The sequence below is a fragment of the Kitasatospora sp. NPDC086801 genome, from assembly GCF_044745805.1.
GTDB lineage: Bacteria > Actinomycetota > Actinomycetes > Streptomycetales > Streptomycetaceae > Kitasatospora.
The window spans coordinates 93,372-109,942 of record NZ_JBIVAX010000013.1 but is presented as its reverse complement, the minus strand read 5'-3'; the positions used below and the strand labels follow the sequence as shown (position 1 = coordinate 109,942).

16 protein-coding genes are annotated in these 16,571 nt (G+C 72.5%); 9 read left to right on the top strand and 7 right to left on the bottom strand.

Translation table 11 applies throughout. The features are described 5' to 3' along the window. The first annotated feature begins 1 nt into the window (after position 1). The 5 genes from ACIPLC_RS17210 to ACIPLC_RS17190 all read left to right on the top strand — a co-directional run bounded on the left by ACIPLC_RS17210 (position 2) and on the right by ACIPLC_RS17190 (position 4,545). The gene (locus tag ACIPLC_RS17210; RefSeq protein WP_400473806.1) at positions 2-1,300 is read left to right on the top strand and encodes a coproporphyrinogen-III oxidase family protein; all 1,299 of its coding nucleotides are present in this window, start codon (positions 2-4) and stop codon (positions 1,298-1,300) included. Between the two features lie 168 nt (positions 1,301-1,468). Continuing rightward, on the top strand, positions 1,469-2,101 hold the full coding sequence (locus ACIPLC_RS17205; protein ID WP_400473805.1) for a LysE/ArgO family amino acid transporter: 633 nt from the start codon (positions 1,469-1,471) through the stop codon (positions 2,099-2,101). Between the two features lie 76 nt (positions 2,102-2,177). After that, positions 2,178-2,858, top strand: coding sequence for a YitT family protein (locus tag ACIPLC_RS17200; RefSeq protein WP_400473804.1), 681 nt, complete (start codon positions 2,178-2,180; stop codon positions 2,856-2,858). A 202-nt stretch (positions 2,859-3,060) separates the two neighbouring features. Further along, positions 3,061-3,282, top strand: coding sequence for a hypothetical protein (locus tag ACIPLC_RS17195; protein ID WP_400473803.1), 222 nt, complete (start codon positions 3,061-3,063; stop codon positions 3,280-3,282). A gap of 75 nt (positions 3,283-3,357) precedes the next feature. After that, a complete protein-coding gene (locus tag ACIPLC_RS17190) occupies positions 3,358-4,545 on the top strand; it encodes an SPFH domain-containing protein (RefSeq protein ID WP_400473802.1) in 1,188 nt (395 codons plus the stop codon). A gap of 21 nt (positions 4,546-4,566) precedes the next feature. On the opposite strand, the gene ACIPLC_RS17185 is transcribed toward ACIPLC_RS17190, so the two are convergent. From ACIPLC_RS17185 to ACIPLC_RS17175, 3 genes are all read right to left on the bottom strand, one after another. After that, a complete protein-coding gene (locus tag ACIPLC_RS17185; RefSeq protein WP_400473801.1) occupies positions 4,567-6,327 on the bottom strand; it encodes an ABC transporter ATP-binding protein in 1,761 nt (586 codons plus the stop codon). Further along, positions 6,324-8,300, bottom strand: coding sequence for an ABC transporter transmembrane domain-containing protein (locus tag ACIPLC_RS17180; RefSeq protein WP_400473800.1), 1,977 nt, complete (start codon positions 8,298-8,300; stop codon positions 6,324-6,326). The genes ACIPLC_RS17185 and ACIPLC_RS17180 overlap by 4 nt, the downstream gene beginning before the upstream one ends. A gap of 187 nt (positions 8,301-8,487) precedes the next feature. Beyond that, the gene (locus ACIPLC_RS17175) at positions 8,488-8,868 is read right to left on the bottom strand and encodes a nuclear transport factor 2 family protein (protein WP_363624713.1); all 381 of its coding nucleotides are present in this window, start codon (positions 8,866-8,868) and stop codon (positions 8,488-8,490) included. Between the two features lie 198 nt (positions 8,869-9,066). Here ACIPLC_RS17175 and ACIPLC_RS17170 point away from each other — a divergent pair, with 198 nt between their 5' ends. Together ACIPLC_RS17170 and ACIPLC_RS17165 are read left to right on the top strand one after the other, a co-directional pair. Continuing rightward, the gene (locus ACIPLC_RS17170; protein WP_400473799.1) at positions 9,067-10,020 is read left to right on the top strand and encodes an AraC family transcriptional regulator; all 954 of its coding nucleotides are present in this window, start codon (positions 9,067-9,069) and stop codon (positions 10,018-10,020) included. A gap of 149 nt (positions 10,021-10,169) precedes the next feature. After that, a complete protein-coding gene (locus ACIPLC_RS17165; RefSeq protein ID WP_400473798.1) occupies positions 10,170-11,273 on the top strand; it encodes a trypsin-like serine peptidase in 1,104 nt (367 codons plus the stop codon). 48 nt (positions 11,274-11,321) lie between these two features. Here the strand turns inward: ACIPLC_RS17165 and ACIPLC_RS17160 are convergent, their stop codons facing one another. Together ACIPLC_RS17160 and ACIPLC_RS17155 are read right to left on the bottom strand one after the other, a co-directional pair. Next, a complete protein-coding gene (locus ACIPLC_RS17160) occupies positions 11,322-12,059 on the bottom strand; it encodes a class I SAM-dependent methyltransferase (protein WP_400473797.1) in 738 nt (245 codons plus the stop codon). A gap of 289 nt (positions 12,060-12,348) precedes the next feature. Further along, positions 12,349-13,152 (bottom strand): alpha/beta fold hydrolase, encoded by an 804-nt coding sequence (locus tag ACIPLC_RS17155; protein ID WP_400473796.1) that lies wholly within the window; start codon positions 13,150-13,152, stop codon positions 12,349-12,351. A 287-nt stretch (positions 13,153-13,439) separates the two neighbouring features. Between ACIPLC_RS17155 and ACIPLC_RS17150 the strand changes: the two genes are divergently transcribed. Then, positions 13,440-14,198, top strand: a complete 759-nt coding sequence (locus ACIPLC_RS17150; RefSeq protein WP_400473795.1) for a helix-turn-helix domain-containing protein — start codon at positions 13,440-13,442, stop codon at positions 14,196-14,198. A 32-nt stretch (positions 14,199-14,230) separates the two neighbouring features. On the opposite strand, the gene ACIPLC_RS17145 is transcribed toward ACIPLC_RS17150, so the two are convergent. Continuing rightward, positions 14,231-14,587, bottom strand: coding sequence for a hypothetical protein (locus ACIPLC_RS17145; protein WP_400473794.1), 357 nt, complete (start codon positions 14,585-14,587; stop codon positions 14,231-14,233). 203 nt (positions 14,588-14,790) lie between these two features. Between ACIPLC_RS17145 and ACIPLC_RS17140 the strand changes: the two genes are divergently transcribed. Further along, positions 14,791-15,363: an RICIN domain-containing protein gene (locus tag ACIPLC_RS17140; RefSeq protein WP_363581878.1), complete on the top strand. Its 573-nt coding sequence runs from the start codon at positions 14,791-14,793 to the stop codon at positions 15,361-15,363. A gap of 82 nt (positions 15,364-15,445) precedes the next feature. Here ACIPLC_RS17140 and ACIPLC_RS17135 read toward each other — a convergent pair whose 3' ends face one another. Then, on the bottom strand, positions 15,446-16,534 hold the full coding sequence (locus tag ACIPLC_RS17135) for an LLM class flavin-dependent oxidoreductase (RefSeq protein ID WP_400473793.1): 1,089 nt from the start codon (positions 16,532-16,534) through the stop codon (positions 15,446-15,448). Positions 16,535-16,571: the final 37 nt, after the last annotated feature.

Here is a 16,571-nt window from a genome sequence, read left to right as displayed (position 1 = left end):
GATGGCCGAGAAGATCATCCGACGGAACATCCACACGTACCCGTTCAAATACCGGCACCACGAGTACGACGAGTACTTCCGCCCCGAGAACGCGGTGCTCTACCTGCACGTCCCGTTCTGCATCACCAAGTGCGGATTCTGCGACTACACCGTCTACATCAACCGGAACGAGCAGCACTTCGCCCAGTACGTCGACGTGCTCGAACGCGAGATCCGCGCCTTCGCCGCCAATCGGGCCTTCCCCGCGTTCCGGGTCGACGCGGTGTATTTCGGCGGCGGTACGCCGGGCATCCTCACCGGCGACCAGACGGCCCGGCTGCTGGACGCCTGCCGGGAATCGTTCGAATTCAACGAGGGTGCGGAGATCGGCCTGGAATTCGACCCCTCGACGGTCGACGAGGCCAAGATCGCGCGCATGCGGGAGGCCGGATTCACCCGGCTCAGCGTCGGCGTCCAGGCGTTCGACGACCGGCTGCTGGAGATCTGCAACCGCTCGCACGACCTCGCCACCGCCGAACGCGCCTTCCGCACCGTCGTCGACGGCGGTTTCACGCACACCAACATCGACCTGATCTTCCCGCTGCCCGGCCAGTCCGTGGACGACTGGAAGCGCAGCGTCGACCGCGCCATCGAACTCGAACCGGCCTGCATCACGGCTTACGGCCTGGAGATCTGGCCCAAGACGGCGTTCCACTCGCTCATCACGTCCGGGAGGATGGCGCTCCCCTCGGCGCAGGACGAGCGCCGGATGTACGAGTACGCCATCGACGCGCTGGAGGCGGCGGGCTTCGCCCGGCGCAGTTCGACGGGGTACTACCACCCCGACCGCTGCGCCGACTACTCGCGGTTCCTGGAGTACTACTGGCGCACCTGGCCGATGATCGGATTCGGCGTCTCGTCGAAGAGCGTGATCCACGACCGGCTGTTCGTCAACGTCAAGCCGCTTAAGAAGTACTACGAGATGGTCGAAAGTGGTCAAATTCCGCTGGATTTCGCCACCTACCTCACCAAGGAACAGGAGATGCGCCGCGTCATGATCCGCGGCCTCAAGATGTGCGAGGTCAACCGGCCGGACTTCCACGACCGGTTCGGCGTCACCATGGAGGCCGTCTTCGGGGCGGAGATCGAGCAGCTCGTCGACAAGGGCTGGCTGGAACGGCGCGGCACGGACGTGTATGCGCTGACCAGGCTCGGCCAGTTGTTGTCGACCAATGTGTACGAGCTGTTCTACGCGCCGGAAGACCTCAGTCCCGCCGAAGGCGATGAGGTACGGTTCGGCATATCGGAACTCGTCGAGTGACCTGATCGGCGGGTGTTGTGACGAGGGGCAGAGCGAATTGTCGCGCACGTGTTCGCACCAGGCCTCCCGCTGGTCCTTCCACCGGTCTTTCCGTCGATCTTTCCGCCAGGCCTTCCGCTGGGCCTTCCACCGGACCGGAATGATCGCGGTGACCTGCGGGGGACCGCGGTGAACATCCTCCCCGCGTGGTTCGCCGGGCTCAGCCTCGGCTTCCTGGTCGCCCTGCCCCTCGGCCCCATCGGCCTGCTGTGCGTGCGCAGCGTCCTGCGCGACGGCTTCCCGACCGGCTGGGCGATCGGCCTGGGCGCGGCCCTGGTGGACATCGCCTACGCCGGCCTGGGCCTCGCCGGGGTCGGCAGGCTGCTGGACGTCCCCGCGCTGCGCACGGCCCTGGGGCTGGCCGGGGCCGCCGTGCTGGTGTACATCGGCGCGCGCTCGCTGCGCTCCGCCTTCCGGGTCCGGGCGGCCACCGAGGACGAGCGGAACCCCGAAGTGGTCCGCCCGCTGGCGGCGTTCCGCACGGCGCTGGCGGCCACCGCCTCCAACCCGGCGACGATCGGCTACTGGGCCGCCGCCTTCGCCGCGGCCACGGCGGCGAACGTCACCGGGACGCTGCCCGCCTCGGTGTCCATGCTGGTCGGCGTCGGCTGCGGCACGCTCCTGTGGTTCACCCTGCTGAGCACGGGCGTGCTGGTGTTCCGCCGGCGCTTCAGCGCCCGGCTGCTGAAGGGCGTCGACCTGGTCGCCGGGGTCGGGGTCATCCTCTTCGGCGGCTTCCTGGCCTACCAGTCGCTCGCCTGAACCGACCGCAGTCCTCTGCGCCTCCAAGCTTCCGGGGCGATGGCGGGCCAGGCGCCCGTCCCTCTCGGAGGAGTTCATGGCGTCCCACCGTCCCCGCAGCGTCGATCCGAACGAACGCCCCTGGCGGCTGGGCGAGTTACTGCCCAGGGCGCTGGTGTACCTGGCCGGCTGCGTCGTCTTCTCGACGGGCGCCCACTTCTTCATCCAGTCCGATCTGGGCACCGACCCGCTCGACGTCTTCTCGCTGGGCGTGCTCAAGCACCTGCCGCTCACCATCGGCCTCTGCCAGGCGGCCGTCGCGGTGGTGTGCATCGGGGTGTGGGCGGCGTGGAACCGCAAGCGCCCGGTGATCTCGCCCTTCGTGACCTTCTTCCTGTGCGGCAGCCTGATCGACCTCTTCCAATGGCTGCGGCCGGCGGCCCGGCTGGGGCTGAGCAGCTATCCGCTGATGCTGCTCGGCGCGCTGCTGTGCGCCTACGCCTCGGCGCTGATCATCATGAGCGGCTTCGGCATCCGGGCCATCGACCTGCTGGCGATCACCATCCGGCACCGCTGGACCTGGCCGTTCTGGTGCGCGAAGGGGCTGATCGAGGGAGTGCTGCTGGCCTGCGGCTGGCTGCTGGGCGGCCCGGTGGGCATCGGCACGGTGGCCTTCCTGGTCTTCGTGGACCTGCTGATCGAGCCCTTCGTCCGGTTCAACCGGCGGTTCCTCGACATCCCGGACCACGGCTTCGCGGCCGCCCTGGCCGTGCCCTGAGCCGGGACGGCCGGTGGCGGAGCCGTTGCCGGAGTACCGTGGAAGAGGTCGAGGTACTGCCGCCGTCGGCGGTTGCCACAGGTGTCCTCGACCCGTGGCGAGACTGGCGGCCAGGGCCTTCCGAGGCGGTGGTGGCCGGTGGCCGTCCACGGTGCAGGTACGGCGGACGTGGTGACCGGAGGCGCCGGTGGCGCGAGAGAGCATGCCCGCGGTCGATGACTCCCGGCAGAGCCCGGTCGGAGCCGTCGGCAAGGTGACGGTGCCCATTCCGGTGGGCGGCCCGGGAGAAGTCCTGGTCGCGCTCCGGGGTGGTTCGGAGGTGTTCGCGGCCTGGTGCTCGGAGCCGGTCGGCCGGGACGTCCGGGTGGTCGTGGTGGACACGATCTCGGCCCGCTCGGTGATCGTCGAGCTGCTGCCGCCCTGAGGCGTGCGCTAGCCCTGGCCCGCGCTCTAGCCCTCGGGCCTCTCTTTCGGATCCCAGCAGGTCAGGTGGTCGGTCATGTTCTTCTGGCACGTTCCCGCACCCAACGAGGCGATGCTCATCTCCGGGTCCAAGCACCAGGTGCAGGACACCCAGTTCCGCATCGTCACCGGGCACGGCAGCCTCGTCCTGCCGGTCAAGCAGAAGGTCCGCATGCTCTCCCTGGCCCTGCGGGAGGCGGAGATCGCCGAGGACTGCGTGACCCAGCAGGGGATCCGGCTCACCGTGCGCGCGGTCTGCGTGTTCAAGGTCGGCGACGACGCCGTGTCGATCGCCAACGCCGCCCGCCGCTTCCTCTCGGAACAGGAACAGATGGAGGAGCTCGTCGGCCGGATCTTCGCCGGCCACCTGCGCTCGATCGTCGGCGGACTGACCGTCGAGCAGATCATCCGGGAGCGCAGCCGGGTCGCCCAGGAGGTGATGGCGGGCAGCCACGGCGAGATGGAGAAGCTCGGCATCGTGGTCGACGCGCTGCAGATCCAGGAGATCGAGGACTCGACCGGGTACATCGACAACCTGGCCGCGCCGCACGTGGCGGCGGTCGCCAGCCAGGCCCGGATCGCGCAGGCCAAGGCGGACCAGGAGGCCACCGAACGGGAGCAGCAGGCGGCCGCGCTGAAGGCCGAGTACGAGCGGGACACCGCGATCAAACGGGCCGGGTTCCTCGCCGAGACCGAGCAGTCCAGGGCCCGGGCCGCCCAGGCCGGGCCGCTCGCCGAGGCCCGGGCCTCCCAGGACGTCATCGAGGAGCAGACCTCGCTCGCCCAGCGCCGGGCCGCGCTGGCCGCCCAGCAACTGGAGGCCGAGGTGCGGCGCCCGGCGGACGCCGAGGCCTACCGGCAGCGGACGCTGGCTGAGGCCGCCCGCGACCGGGTGAAGTTCGAGGCGGACGGCAACGCCTACAGCGAGCGGGCGCTCGCCCAGGCGCAGGCGGACGCCAACACCGCCCGGGCCGACTCGCTGCGCGGCGGCAACCAGGAGCTCATCGCGGCCAACCGGATCGTGGAGAACCTCCCGGCCCTCGCCGACGCGGCGGCCCGGGGCATGTCCGGAGCCGAGCTCACCGTCCTCAACGGCAGCGACGGGGTCAACCAGATGGCGGCGGGCATCGTCAGCCAGGGCCTCGCCATCCTGCACTCGCTCCAGCACTCGACGGGCCCGTTCGGCGACGGCAAGTCCAAGCCCCGCTTCCCGGAACGCACCTGAGGACAGCCCGGCGGCGGCCGGTCAGGACTCCCCGCTCCACGACCGCCAGAGCGCCGCGTACGGCCCGCCGGCGGCGACCAGCTCGTCGTGGGTGCCCAGTTCGACGATGCGGCCCGCCTCCATGACGGCGACCCGGTCCGCGTCGTGCGCGGTCTGGAGCCGGTGGGCGATGGAGATGACCGTGCGGTCGGAGCGCACGGCGGCCATCGCCCGCTCCGCCTGCCGGGCCGTGGTCGGGTCGAGCAGGGAGGTCGCCTCGTCCAGGATCAGGGTGTGCGGATCGGCCAGCTGGACCCGGGCCAGGGTGAGCTGCTGGGCCTGCGCGGCGTCGAGTTCCGTCCCGCCGGCGCCCAGGAGTGAGTCCAGCCCGTCCGGGAGGTCGCGCACCCAGTCCGCCTCCACCAGGGCGAGCGCGGCCAGGACCGCCGTGTCCTCGGCGTCCGGGGCGGCCAGCCTCATGTTCTCCCGGAGCGTCCCCATGAAGACGTGGTGCTGCTGGGTGATGAGCACGATGCGGTTGCCCAGCTCGCCCGCCGCGGCGAGGTCCGCGACCGGCACGCCGCCGACCAGGATCCGCCCGGCGTCCGGGGCGTCGACGCCGGCGAGCAGCTTGCCGAGGGTCGACTTGCCGGCGCCGGACGGGCCGACCACCGCCAGCCGCTCGCCCGGCCGGACCACCAGGTCGACGTCCGTCAGCACGTCGTGCGAGCCGGTGTAGGCGTACCGCACGCCGACGGCCTCGATCCGGTCGTCGGCGGGGCGCAGGCCGGTGGCCGGCGGCTCCTGCGACACCAGGCCGACGCCCTTGATGCGGGCGAACGAGGCACCGCTGCTCTGTAGTTGCTCGACCCAGTTGAGCGCCCGGTCCAGCGGGTCGACGAGCTGCCACATGTAGAGGCCGCCCGCCACCACGGCGCCGAGCGTCACCGAGCCGTGGAGGTAGCCGAGGCCGCCCACCAGCAGGATGAGCGCCATCGGCAGCGCGTGCGCGAACTCGGTGACCGGGAACAGTACGGTCCGCAGGAACAGGGTGCGCACGCGGGTCCGGTAGGTGGTGTCGATGGCCCGGTCGACCGCGCCGTCCTGGCGTGCCCCGACCCCGTACGCCTCGATGGTCCGGGCGCCGTGGGCGGTGGAGTTGAGGACCTCGGTGACCCCGCCGGCCGCGGCCCCCTCGGCGAGGTAGGCCTCCCGGGCCCGGGACAGGTACCAGCGGCTCACCGCCCAGACGATCGGCAGGCTCGCCAGGGCGCAGAGCCCGATCAGCGGGCCGAGCAGGAAGGCCGCGGTGAGGATGAACAGCACCTGGACGGCGGCGATGAAGACGTCCGGGGCCGCGTTGCGCAGAGTGGCGGCCACGGTGCCCACGTCCAGGGAGGAACGGGTCACCAGGTCGCCGGCGCCGACCCGTTCCGCGTACCGCCCGGGCAGTGCGAGCGTCCGGTCGACGACCTCCTCGCGGAGCCGGGCCAGGGCGCGTTCGCCGAACCGGTGGGAGAGGTAGCGGGCGTAGCGGGTGAGCACCAGCTGGGCGACGGCGAACCCCAGGACCGCCGCGGCGAAGCCGTCCACCTGACTCACCGTCAACTCGCGGTTCTCGACACGGGTGACGATGCGGCCCAGCAGCCACGGCCCGGCGATGCCCGCCAGGGCGGCGAGGCAGGTGAGGGCGATGATCGCGCCCATCGCCCGGCCGTCGTCCGCCAGCAGGCGCCAACTGGCCCGGCGCACTGTCGCGGTGTCGGCGACCGGGAGGCGGTAGGGGGTGTCGGGGTCGCTCATCGGACCACTCCTTCCTCGGCGTCCGCCGGGACGGTCTCCGGGTGGTGGTCGGTCGCGACGCTTGCCGGGTGGTCGTTCGCCGGGACGCTCTCGGGGTGGTGGTCGGTCGCGACGCTTGCCGGGTGGTCGTTCGCCGGGACGGTCTCCGGGTGGTGGTCGGTCGCGACGCTCGCCGGGTGGTCGTCCGCCGGGACGCTCTCGGGGTGGTGGTCGGTCGCGACGCTTGCCGGGTGGTCGTCGGTGCTGCCGCGGAACACCAGCGCCGCGTAGCCGGGATGGCGGGCGAGCAACTCGCCGTGGGTACCGGTGGCTTGGACCTTGCCGTCCACCAGGTGGACCACCTCGTCGGCGCGGCCGAGCACCAAGGGGGAGGTGCTGACGATCAGCGTGGTCCGGTCGCCGCGCACGGCGCCGATCCGGGCCGCCACGGCCGCCTCGGTGAGCGCGTCCAGCGCCGAGGTGGGCTCGACCAGCAGCAGCACCTCGGGATCGGCCAGCAGGGCGCGGGCCAGCCGCAGCCGCTGGCGCTGCCCGCCCGAGACGTTGGCGGCGCGGTCGTCGAGCGGTGCGTCCAGGCCGGCCGGCAGGGCGTCGACGATGTCCTCGGCCGCGGCGGCGTGCAGGGCGCGCCGCAACTCCTCCTCGGTGCGGTCGCCGCGGATCGACACGGCGGACCGGAGCGTGCCGCCGAACACGTAGGCGTCGTCGTCCGACACCAGGATGTGGCGCCGCAGTTCGGCGGTCACCCAGTCGGACAGCCTGGTGTCGCCCCAGGTGGCGTCGGAGTCGGTGTAACCGGCCAGCCGCTCGACGACGGCCCTGGCCTCCTCGGGCCGGGCGGCGGCCAGCGCGGTGACCCGCCCGGGCCGCAGCAGCAGGCCGGAGTCGGGATCGCTCAGCCCCGCCGGAGCGTCGGGCGGGGTCGTCAGCGTCCGGCTGCGCGTCGACTCCGGCCGCAGCGCCAGGATGTCGATCACCCGGCGGGCGGAGACCAGCCCGCGCGGCAGGTCGTCCGCGCCCTCGATGAAGGCGGAGACCGGTACCAGCAGGGCCGCCACGTAGCCGTAGACGGCGACCAGTTCACCGACCGTGATCGAACCGGCGGCCGCCATCCGGGCGCTGAGCCAGGTCACCACGGCCAGGAAGACCACCGGCAGGCAGGCGCCGAGCGCCTGCACCCAACTGGTGAGCGAGGCCACCTGGTAGCCGAGCGGGACGAGGGCCTGCGAGCGCTCCCGGTAGCGCCGGGCGGACATCGGCTTGCCGCCGATGCCGTTCAGCACGCCCAGCCCGGCGACCAGGTCGCCGGTGAGGGCCGTCAGTGCCCCCTGCTGCTCGCGGTAGCCGCCCTCGGCGCCGTGCAGCTTCCCCAGCAACGGGCCGACGGTGAGGGCCAGCAGCGGCACCCCGAGGAGGATCACCGCCGCGAGCAGGACGGAGATCCGGACCAGCAGGACGGCGGTGGCGAGGTAGGCGATGACCGCGCCGACGCCGGGCCCGGTGATGGTCAGTGTCTGCGCGATCCGGCCGATGTCGCCGGCCTGGAGGTGGGTCAGCTCGCCGGCCGACACCTGGCGCGGCAGCGTCGTCCCCAGCCGGTTGACGTGCCGGGCGATGACCTGGACGGTGCGGTACGCGGCGTCCACCCGGATGAAGGTCATGGTGCGGTGCCGCAGGATCCCGAGGACGGCGATGAGCGCGCCGACCGCGAGGACGGCCGACACCCAGAAGACCAGCGCGCCGCTGTCGCGGGCCCGGAGGCCCTCGTCGATCGTCCTGGACATCAGGTAGGGCGGCAGCATCAGGGCGCACATCCACAGGCTGCCCCAGGTCGCGCCGAGCAGTACGCGGCCGCGCTGCCTGCGCACCAGCCACCAGAGGAAGCGCAGCGGACTCCGGTGGTCCGGCACCCCGGGATCGCGGTAGGGGACCCGGCGCGCACCCGCGGGCAGGTCCGGTCCGGCGCCGGTCATCCCGCCTGCCCTCGGACGGGGCCCCGGGCCGCGAACTGGTCCAGGATTCGCTGATGTCTCATTCCCGGAGTCTGGCAGACCGCCCCACCACGGAACTGACGCACCCACAGGTCGGGGGCGGCGGGCCTGCCGCCCCCCGAAGTGCTCAGCCGGCGCCGGGGGCCGCCAGGTTGCGGGGCGGCAGGGCTCAGGCGATGCCGCGCGGGTTGAGGACGGTGAAGCGCCAGCCGCCGTCGGCGTCGCGGCGGGCGATGTTGGCGGTGGTGCCGGTGGGGGCGATCCGCTCGCCGTCGGGGCCGTCGATCTCCAGGGTCCAGTCGGTGACCAGGAGGGCCGTGTCCGCGCCGATGACCTTGTGCCGCGGGACGTTCGTCAGCCTGCCGCGGGCGGCGACGGTTCCGCCGATCTCCGCACGCAGTGCCTCGACGCCGGTGAGGAGCTCGCCGGCCACCGTGCGCATGGTGGCACCTTCGGCGAACAGGGCCAGCACGTGGTCGACGTCGCCGGCGTTCAGCGCGTCCTGGAACACGGTCGGCAGCTGCGTGGGGTCGGTGATGACAGGGAGCATGGTGAGGGGTCCTCAGGTCGGGAACGGGTGGTGGTGACGGCCCTTCGGCGCGGCGCCCGGTGTGGTGCTCGCTGTGCTGCCGGGCGTGGCGCCCGGTGCGGCGCTCGCTGCGGTGTTCGCTGCGGTGCCCGCCGTTCGGCCGTGACTCCACGATGCCGCCGCAGCCACCCCTCGGGCGAGGTAGAGTCGGGACTCGACATGGTCGAAAGTGGACAGCGCGACGTCGTCGACATCGCCTACGACAACCCCGACCGCTTGCGGACCGGCATCGAGGTGCTGACCTTCGGCGCACTGAAACCGCGCCTGAAGAGCGCGGTCGCCCGCCGGCCGAGCCGCCTGGACTTCCACCAGCTCATCCTGGTGCGCGGTGGCGAGGGCACCGCCATGGTCGATTTCGTCACCTACCCGTGCACCCGCGGCACACTGCTGCACCTGCGGCCCGGCCAGGTACAGCGTCTGCCCTCGGACGCGAACGGCCGCCCCGCTGACCTTGACGCCGTCCTGCTGCTGTTCACCGCCGACTTCCCGCCGCCGCTGCCCGCGACGCAGCAGATGCTCGACGGGTTCGGCCCCGTCGCACGGCTCCTGCCGCCGGCCGAGCTCGACGCCTTCGACCGCGCCGTGACGGAACTGGACACGGAGTACCGGAGGCTGCGGGACGGGCAGGCCCCCGGCCCGACAGCGCCCGTCGATGCCGATGTCGATGCCGATGCCGGTGCTGATGTCGATGCCGAGCTGACCGGAGTGCTGCTGCGCCAGCTCCTCGGCGCGCTGCTCATCCGCATGGCGCGCCTCCCGGACCCGGCCGGACGCCCCGCCCTCTCCCCGCCCGGTGCCGGGGTCTACCCCGCCTTCCGCCGCGAACTGGAACGCTCCTTCGCCGCCACCCGCTCCGTCGAGGACTACGCCGCGCGGCTCGGCTACTCCCCGCGCACCCTGACCCGCGCCTGCCTGGCCGCCACCGGCCGCAGCGCCAAGCAACTCGCCGACGCCCGCGTCGCCCTACAGGCACAGCGGCTGCTCGCCCACACCGACCTGCCCGTGGCCGCGATCGGTCGCGCGCTCGGTTTCACCGAGGCCACCAACTTCGGCAAGTTCTTCGCCCGCGAGACCGGCCGCACCCCGGGCGACTTCCGCCGGGCCCAGCGATGATTCCACCCTGCTCAGCGGTGACGGGGCCTGCGATCCTCATGACCGATACACGGATGAGACGCGCTCCACACGGGAACCTGACGTGACCGATGGACGGATGAAACGCCTCCTCGACAGGAACCTGACATCCCGCTCCTACCGTGCGAGGCATGCCACCTACCTATGGCCAGACCAGCAGTCAGCACAACCGGAACCACGACCGGGCCCGCGGTCGAGCGCGCGGCCGAGTCCTCCTGACCGCCCTCGTGGTGGCCGCCGGCCTCGCGCTGGCGGCGCCCGCAGGGGCCGCGCCGCAGGACGGGGCCGCCACCAGCCAGGTGGCCGTCCACCCGGAGGCGGTCACGCCCGCGCAGCAGCAGGCCGTCCTGGACTACTGGACCCCGGAGCGGATGGCCGCCCTGACCCAGCCGTCCTCCGGCAACCCGCCCAAGAGCGGCCCCGACGGGGCTCCGTGGACCGGCTCCGCCACCCTGAGCAAGACGGTGGGCCGGCTCTTCTTCACCGACCACGGCGAGGACGGGAGCTGCACCGCGACCGTCGTCGACAGCGCCAACCGCAGCACCGTCGTCACGGCGGCGCACTGCGTCAACAACACCGACCTGCTCGGTGAGAACAACGAGTGGCTGACGAACTCGATGTTCGTCCCCGGCTACCACGACGGCACCGCCCCGTACGGCACGTTCGTCGCCCGCACCGGGGTCGTCCACGCCACCTGGCTCCTCAACGACCAGCAGGACGGCAAGTACTCCGCCTACGACCAGGCGTTCCTGGTCCTGAACGGCAACGCCGAGGGCAAGCGGGTCCAGGACGCCGTCGGCGCCGCGCAGCGCATCGGCTTCGACCGGCCGGGCAGCGCGAAGGTCCACCAGTTCGGCTACCCGCGTGCGGCGTCGGGCGACCCCGCGCGCCAGGGCCTGCCCGAGTACACCGGGGCCCGGCTCGCCTACTGCGCGGGGCAGACCCGCGAGTTCCCCGGCACCAAGGACCACCCGCTGCCCCCGGGCGAGTGGGGCGCCCCCTGCGTGATGGGCGGCGGCTCCAGCGGCGGTCCCCGGATCGCCGACTTCGACCCGGCCTCCGGGATCGGCACCGTGGTGGGCGACAACACCCAGGGCCCGTCGTTCGACGCCTCGGGCGGGGTCTGCGACTACGGCGACACCTCCTGCACCCGGCACCTGGTCGGCCCGCAGTTCACCTCCGCGATCACGAAGCCGCTGTACAAGGCGGCCGAAAGCGCCCGGATCACCGGCTGACCCGTGTGTGACCCGGTGGGGGGAGCCCCGACGGCCGCCCCCACCGGGTCACCTCTGCGGTGCGCCGTCCGCGCCCACCACCAGCCAGTGGGACGGAAGGTCGATCCGGCTGCCGTCGGGCGTGAACTCGGTGAGGAACAACGGCAGTTCGCCGGAGGCGAGGACGGTGAGCCCGGCGGTGCGGAACAGCTCGCCGAAGGCCGAGTCGACGACCTCGGCGGGGGCGATGCCGTGCTCGAAGACGGGGCGCAGCTTCGCGGGAGGGCCTTCCGGGCGCTGGGCGAGGCCGGCCAGAACGGCCTTCGCCGCCGCGGACAGCTCGACGACGAACGCCCGGCCGCGATCCCCGACCAGAGTGGCGATGGCGTCGGCGACCGGCTGGCGGTCGGCCGGTTCGGACTGGTGGATCAGGCCGCGCACGTACACGTTGGCATCGCCGAGCCGGGCGTGCAGCTCCCGGACGGCCTGCTGGTCGGTCGCATCGAGCCGGGCGAACTCGGCCCGCCCGTCCGGGTGCTGGGTGCGGGCGAGCTCGATGGCGGCGGTGGACAGGTCGACCCCGAGGACCTGGGCGAAGCGCCCGGCCAGGAAACGGGTCTGGGTGCCGTTGCCGCAGCCGACGTCGACGACGGGCAGCGCCGGGTCGGCGAGGTAGGGGTCGAACAGCGCGAGGTGCACGCTCGCGGTGAGCGCCGGCTCCGCGTCCCAGATCACCGCGCCGGCCTCCGCCGGTGCGTCGCGCCAGAAGCCCTCCCAGGCGTTCAGGTACCGACTCGACACGGGCATGGCGGAGAACCTCCCAGCTGGTGAAGCACGGTGTCGGGATCGTCCCCGGACGGCGAGCGGCGCGTGGAGAATCCCACGAAGGCCTCCGCCCCCCGGCTTTCCCTGACCCCCGAGCTGCGCGCAGCTCCGCCCGACCGGACGGCCGATGACGGTCAATCACGCTAACGGCCCCGGCGGACAAGGCCGGCCGCGAGTCACCCGAATGCGGTGATTCCGAGGGAAGTTCGCCCGAACGGCCGCCCCGCCGTGCGAGCGCTTCGTCACCTCGCCCGTCAGGCCGGGTCGGGGCTCAGCCGGCCACGCTCGCGGGGGTGGCGGCGAGGTCGCGGACTGCGTCGGCGACGGCGTGGAAGTCCTTGCGCAGGATCTTGGAGTGGTTGCTCGCGACCTTCGCGCTGACCCGGATGTTCGGGTTGCGGGCGAGCACCGGGTCGAGGTTGGTGCGGATCTGTTCCATCAGCTTCGCTTCGCCGCCCAGGTTGCCGCCCGTGGCGACCACGTACCGGACCGGTGCGGTCACCTGGTCGAAGACCGGGTCGAGGGCGGCGGGCGCGCAGAGCTCGTTGATCTCAAGGTTGATCTCGGCGTGCTGTTCGGCGCTCATCCGTGCGGCCATGCCGAGTCGGCGGGCGATCGGGAACAGCGGGCTCAGCCGGCGGAACAGCTTGCGGACCTGCTCCCGGGTGGCGTCGTCGAGCCACTCGTGCGGGAACGCGCCGTCCACGGACACCGCCCCGAGGACGCGGTCCGGATTCCGGGCGGCCCAGTGCACCGCGAGCATCGCGCCGTAGGACCAGCCCACCAGGATCGGCCGGTCCACGCCCCTCGCGGTGAGGACGGCGTCGACGTCGCGCAGGCACGCCTCGAACGAATAGTCCGCCGAGCGCTTCGACCTGCCGCGGGCGCGCTCGTCGAAGGTGATGTGCCGGTAGTCGTCGCCGAGGTCGGCGATGACGTGCCGCCAGTGCGACTGGTCGGCGTAGGAGCCGTTGAGGTAGACCACGGGACGGCCGGGCCCGCCGGTGTCGGTCACGGCCAGGGCGGTGTCGTCGACGGAGACCAGGCCGGTCCAGGCGGGCTGCTCGATGGTCATGGTGTGCCTTCTTCCGGGTGCGGGTGCGGGTGCGGGTGCGGGTGCGGCGGGCTGCTGCGGGCCGCTCTGCTGCGGCTCGTTGTTTCTGGTGATGGAAACGCTACGTTGCCTTCACGATTGATGGCAACAGGCTCGTTGCTCGCAATCGGTATCAATGCAGGTGGAGGCGTGATTATCGTTGCAGTGACTTTGAATTTAACGCAACGTCAGTCACCGTGTTCGTTGCACTGGAATGGGAGTGAACGCTATGGTGGGGGCAGCCAGGGAAGCGTGAAGGGAGAATCGCGGTGCCGGGAGGCAGACTCACTCAGCAGGAACGCCAGCAGATCGCGCTGGGGATGGCCGACGGCCTCGCCTACGCGGAGATCGCCAGGCGTCTCGACCGCCCCACCTCGACGGTCACGCGCGAGGTGATGCGCAACGGAGGCCCCACCGCCTACCGTGCCGACCTGGCCCACCGTGCCACCGAGCGCCGCCGCGCCCACCGGCGCAGGCCGGTCGCGCCCCGGGGGCCGGAGGCGCCCCCGCAGGTCCACGGGCGAGACGCCGAGGCCGTGCGCGAGTACCAGGAGACGTACACCACCGTCCTGATGGCCTCGGGCATGCCCAAGATGACGGCCCGGGTGCTGGCCTGCCTCACCCTCACCGACAGCGGCAGCCTCACCGCGTCCGAGCTCGCCCAGCGCCTCCAGGTCAGCCCGCCGTCCATCTCCAAGGCGATCGCGTTCCTCGACGACCAGGGCCTCGTCCGCCGGGAGCGCGACGAGCGCCGCCGCGAGCGCTACGTCGTCGACGACGACGTCTGGTACCAGTCGATGATGGCCAGCGCCCGCGCCACCGCCCATCTCGTCGAGGTCGCACGGCAGGGCGTCGGCGTCCTCGGCCCGCAGACCCCGGCCGCCACCCGCCTGGAGAACATCGCCCGCTTCGTCGACTTCGTCTCCGAGAGCATCGTGCGCGCCGCGGAGCAGGCCCGCGAGATCCTCCACACGAAACCCGAGACGGCCTCGGACGGAGCTCGGAGCGGCCCGGTGTCAGAGGGGTGACACCCTCGCGGGCGGCGGCTCGTCGCTGGCGATCACCGGGAGGCGGCGCGGTAGGCGCGGCGCCAGGGGCCCGGGTCCGCGCCGAGGGCCTGGACGATGTCGGAGAGCAGTTCGACGTCCAGGCGTTGGCGTCCGCTGCGGAAGCAGTCGTAGACCGTGATCCGCCCCGGCGTGCGTTCCCCGGCCGGGACGCCGCGGGCTGCCCGGACGGAGCTGATCCGTCGGACGATGGTCGAGTAGGAGGGGCTGCCGGCCTCCTGCCTGAGCAGGGTGAGGGACTCGGCCAGTGCGTCCAGGGAGTGCGAACGGGCCAGCCTCGAAGCTGAGTTGACCTCGACGGCCCGGCAGGTGCACGGGGCCGCCGTGGTGCGCATAGGTGACCAGGTCAACGCTCTGTCCTCCCCCCGCCGGGCCTGCGTGAACAGCCTCTTCGGGCCAGGGGTTCCTGTCAACTGAGATGAATCAAATGGCGAAATCCATACACTCCCGTTTGTTCGGGATCGTTCGGAATGCTGCCCAGGCCCTCGACCCCGCTGCCAGGATGGCCGCATTCCGCAGTGACCCGACGTCAGAGAGGGAGGTGTCGGACCTCATGAAGTCCGCCCGAAAGATCGTCTCAGCACTGGCACTCGCGATCGGCCTGAGCGTCTCGTTGCCCGTCGCCGCCGCGCAGGCCGACCCCGCCAATCCGCAGCCCTACGCCTACGGTTACCTCGCGGCGCTCGCCCGCCCGGCCAGCGGCGGCCCCAACGGCACCTACTACTGCATGGACGAGTACCGGCAGACCAACGGCGACGGGCGGCCGGTCGTGCTGCGTCCGTGCGACGGCTCCTGGAACCAGTTCTGGTTCGTCTCGGAGGACGGCCTCATCCACAGCACCAACGACGGCCGCTGTCTGTCGGGCCACGTCCCGAGCGGCCCGTCCGACAGCCCGGGCGCCACGGCGGTGGGGTGCAACGGGGGTGACCCGAAGCAGCGTTGGACGTTCGGCACCGACCGCGGCGTGTGCAACGCCGTCGGTGCCTGCCTGACCTACGTCGGCAACCAGGGCCCGCGGAACTCCTACGGACTCTGGACGCTGGGGCGGAACGCGAGCATGGGGCAGACCCAGGAGTTCGACTGGCACCACTCCGACAGCGACCGTCCGATCAACCCCAACATCTAGACATCTGGGCCCTGTCAGGGGGCCGGCGTGGCCGGGGTCGAGGCGGTGATCGCCTCGGCCCCGGCCGAACGGGGGGCGCCGGTCACCAGACGCGGCGGTCGGCGGGGGTGCCCAGGCCGGTGCGGAGGTGGCGGACGAGGCTGCGCCGCAGCTCGCGGTCCTGGTCGGTCTCGACGGGGAGGTCGAGCTGGACGATGTCCACGCCAGCCGAGCGGAGGAGGCCGATGCGGGCGGCGACGGTGGCGGGGGAGCCGGCGTAGGCGGCGGTGAGGGAGCGGCGGATGTAGGCGGCCACCTGCTCGTCGCCCCGGGCCGGGTCGGAGCGGCCGCGCTCGCGGTCGCGGTCGAGCTGGACGGCTTCCGTCCAGGGCCCGCCGCCGGAGGTGAGGCGGAGGGCGTCGCGGCGCAGCCGGCGGACGCGGTCGCGGGCCGCCTCGTCGGTGTCGGCGAGGACGACGGTGACGTGCCGCCAGATCCGCAGGGTCCGGCCGTGCGCGGCGGCGGCGGCGCGGACCTGGGCGATCCGGCGCCGGGTATCCGGCAGCGGCAGCGGGCTGACGGCGTACACCTCCGCGTAGCGGGCCGCCAGGTCGAGGCCCTGCGGTGACGAGCCGCCGAAGGAGAGCAGTTCGCCGCCGGGTCTGGGGTGCAGGCCGGGCCGGGCGGCGGTCACGGTGTAGAACTCGCCCTCGTGGTCGATGTCCTGGTCGGCGGCGAGGTAGCGGGTGAACAGGTCGAGGTACTCCTCGGCCCTGCGGTAGCGCTCCTGCTTGTCCAGGAGGTCGCCGTCGCGGGCCGTGTCGTGGTCGCTGGAGCCGATGATGACGTGGGCCGCCGCCCGCCCGCCGGAGAGCCGGTCCAGGGTCGCGAGGGAGCGGGCGGCGACGGTCGGCGCGGTGGTGCCGACCCGGTGGGCGACCGCGATGCGGAGCCGTGTGGTGGCGGCCAGGGCCCACGAGGCCACCAGCCACGGGTCGGGCCACGAACTGGACTGCACCACCAGGGCGCTGTCCAGCCCGTCCTCCTCGTTCTCCCGTGCGGTGCGGGCGACGTACGCGGGGTCGGCGGTGCGGTCGCGGCCGTCCGGGGCCCAGCGCAGGGCCTGGCGTTCCTGCGCGGTGTGGCCGGGTACGGGGGCGGCGCGGACCCCACCGCGGATTTCGAGCGGCACGGCTCTCCTCGGGTCGTGAGGGCGGACGGGGCGGACG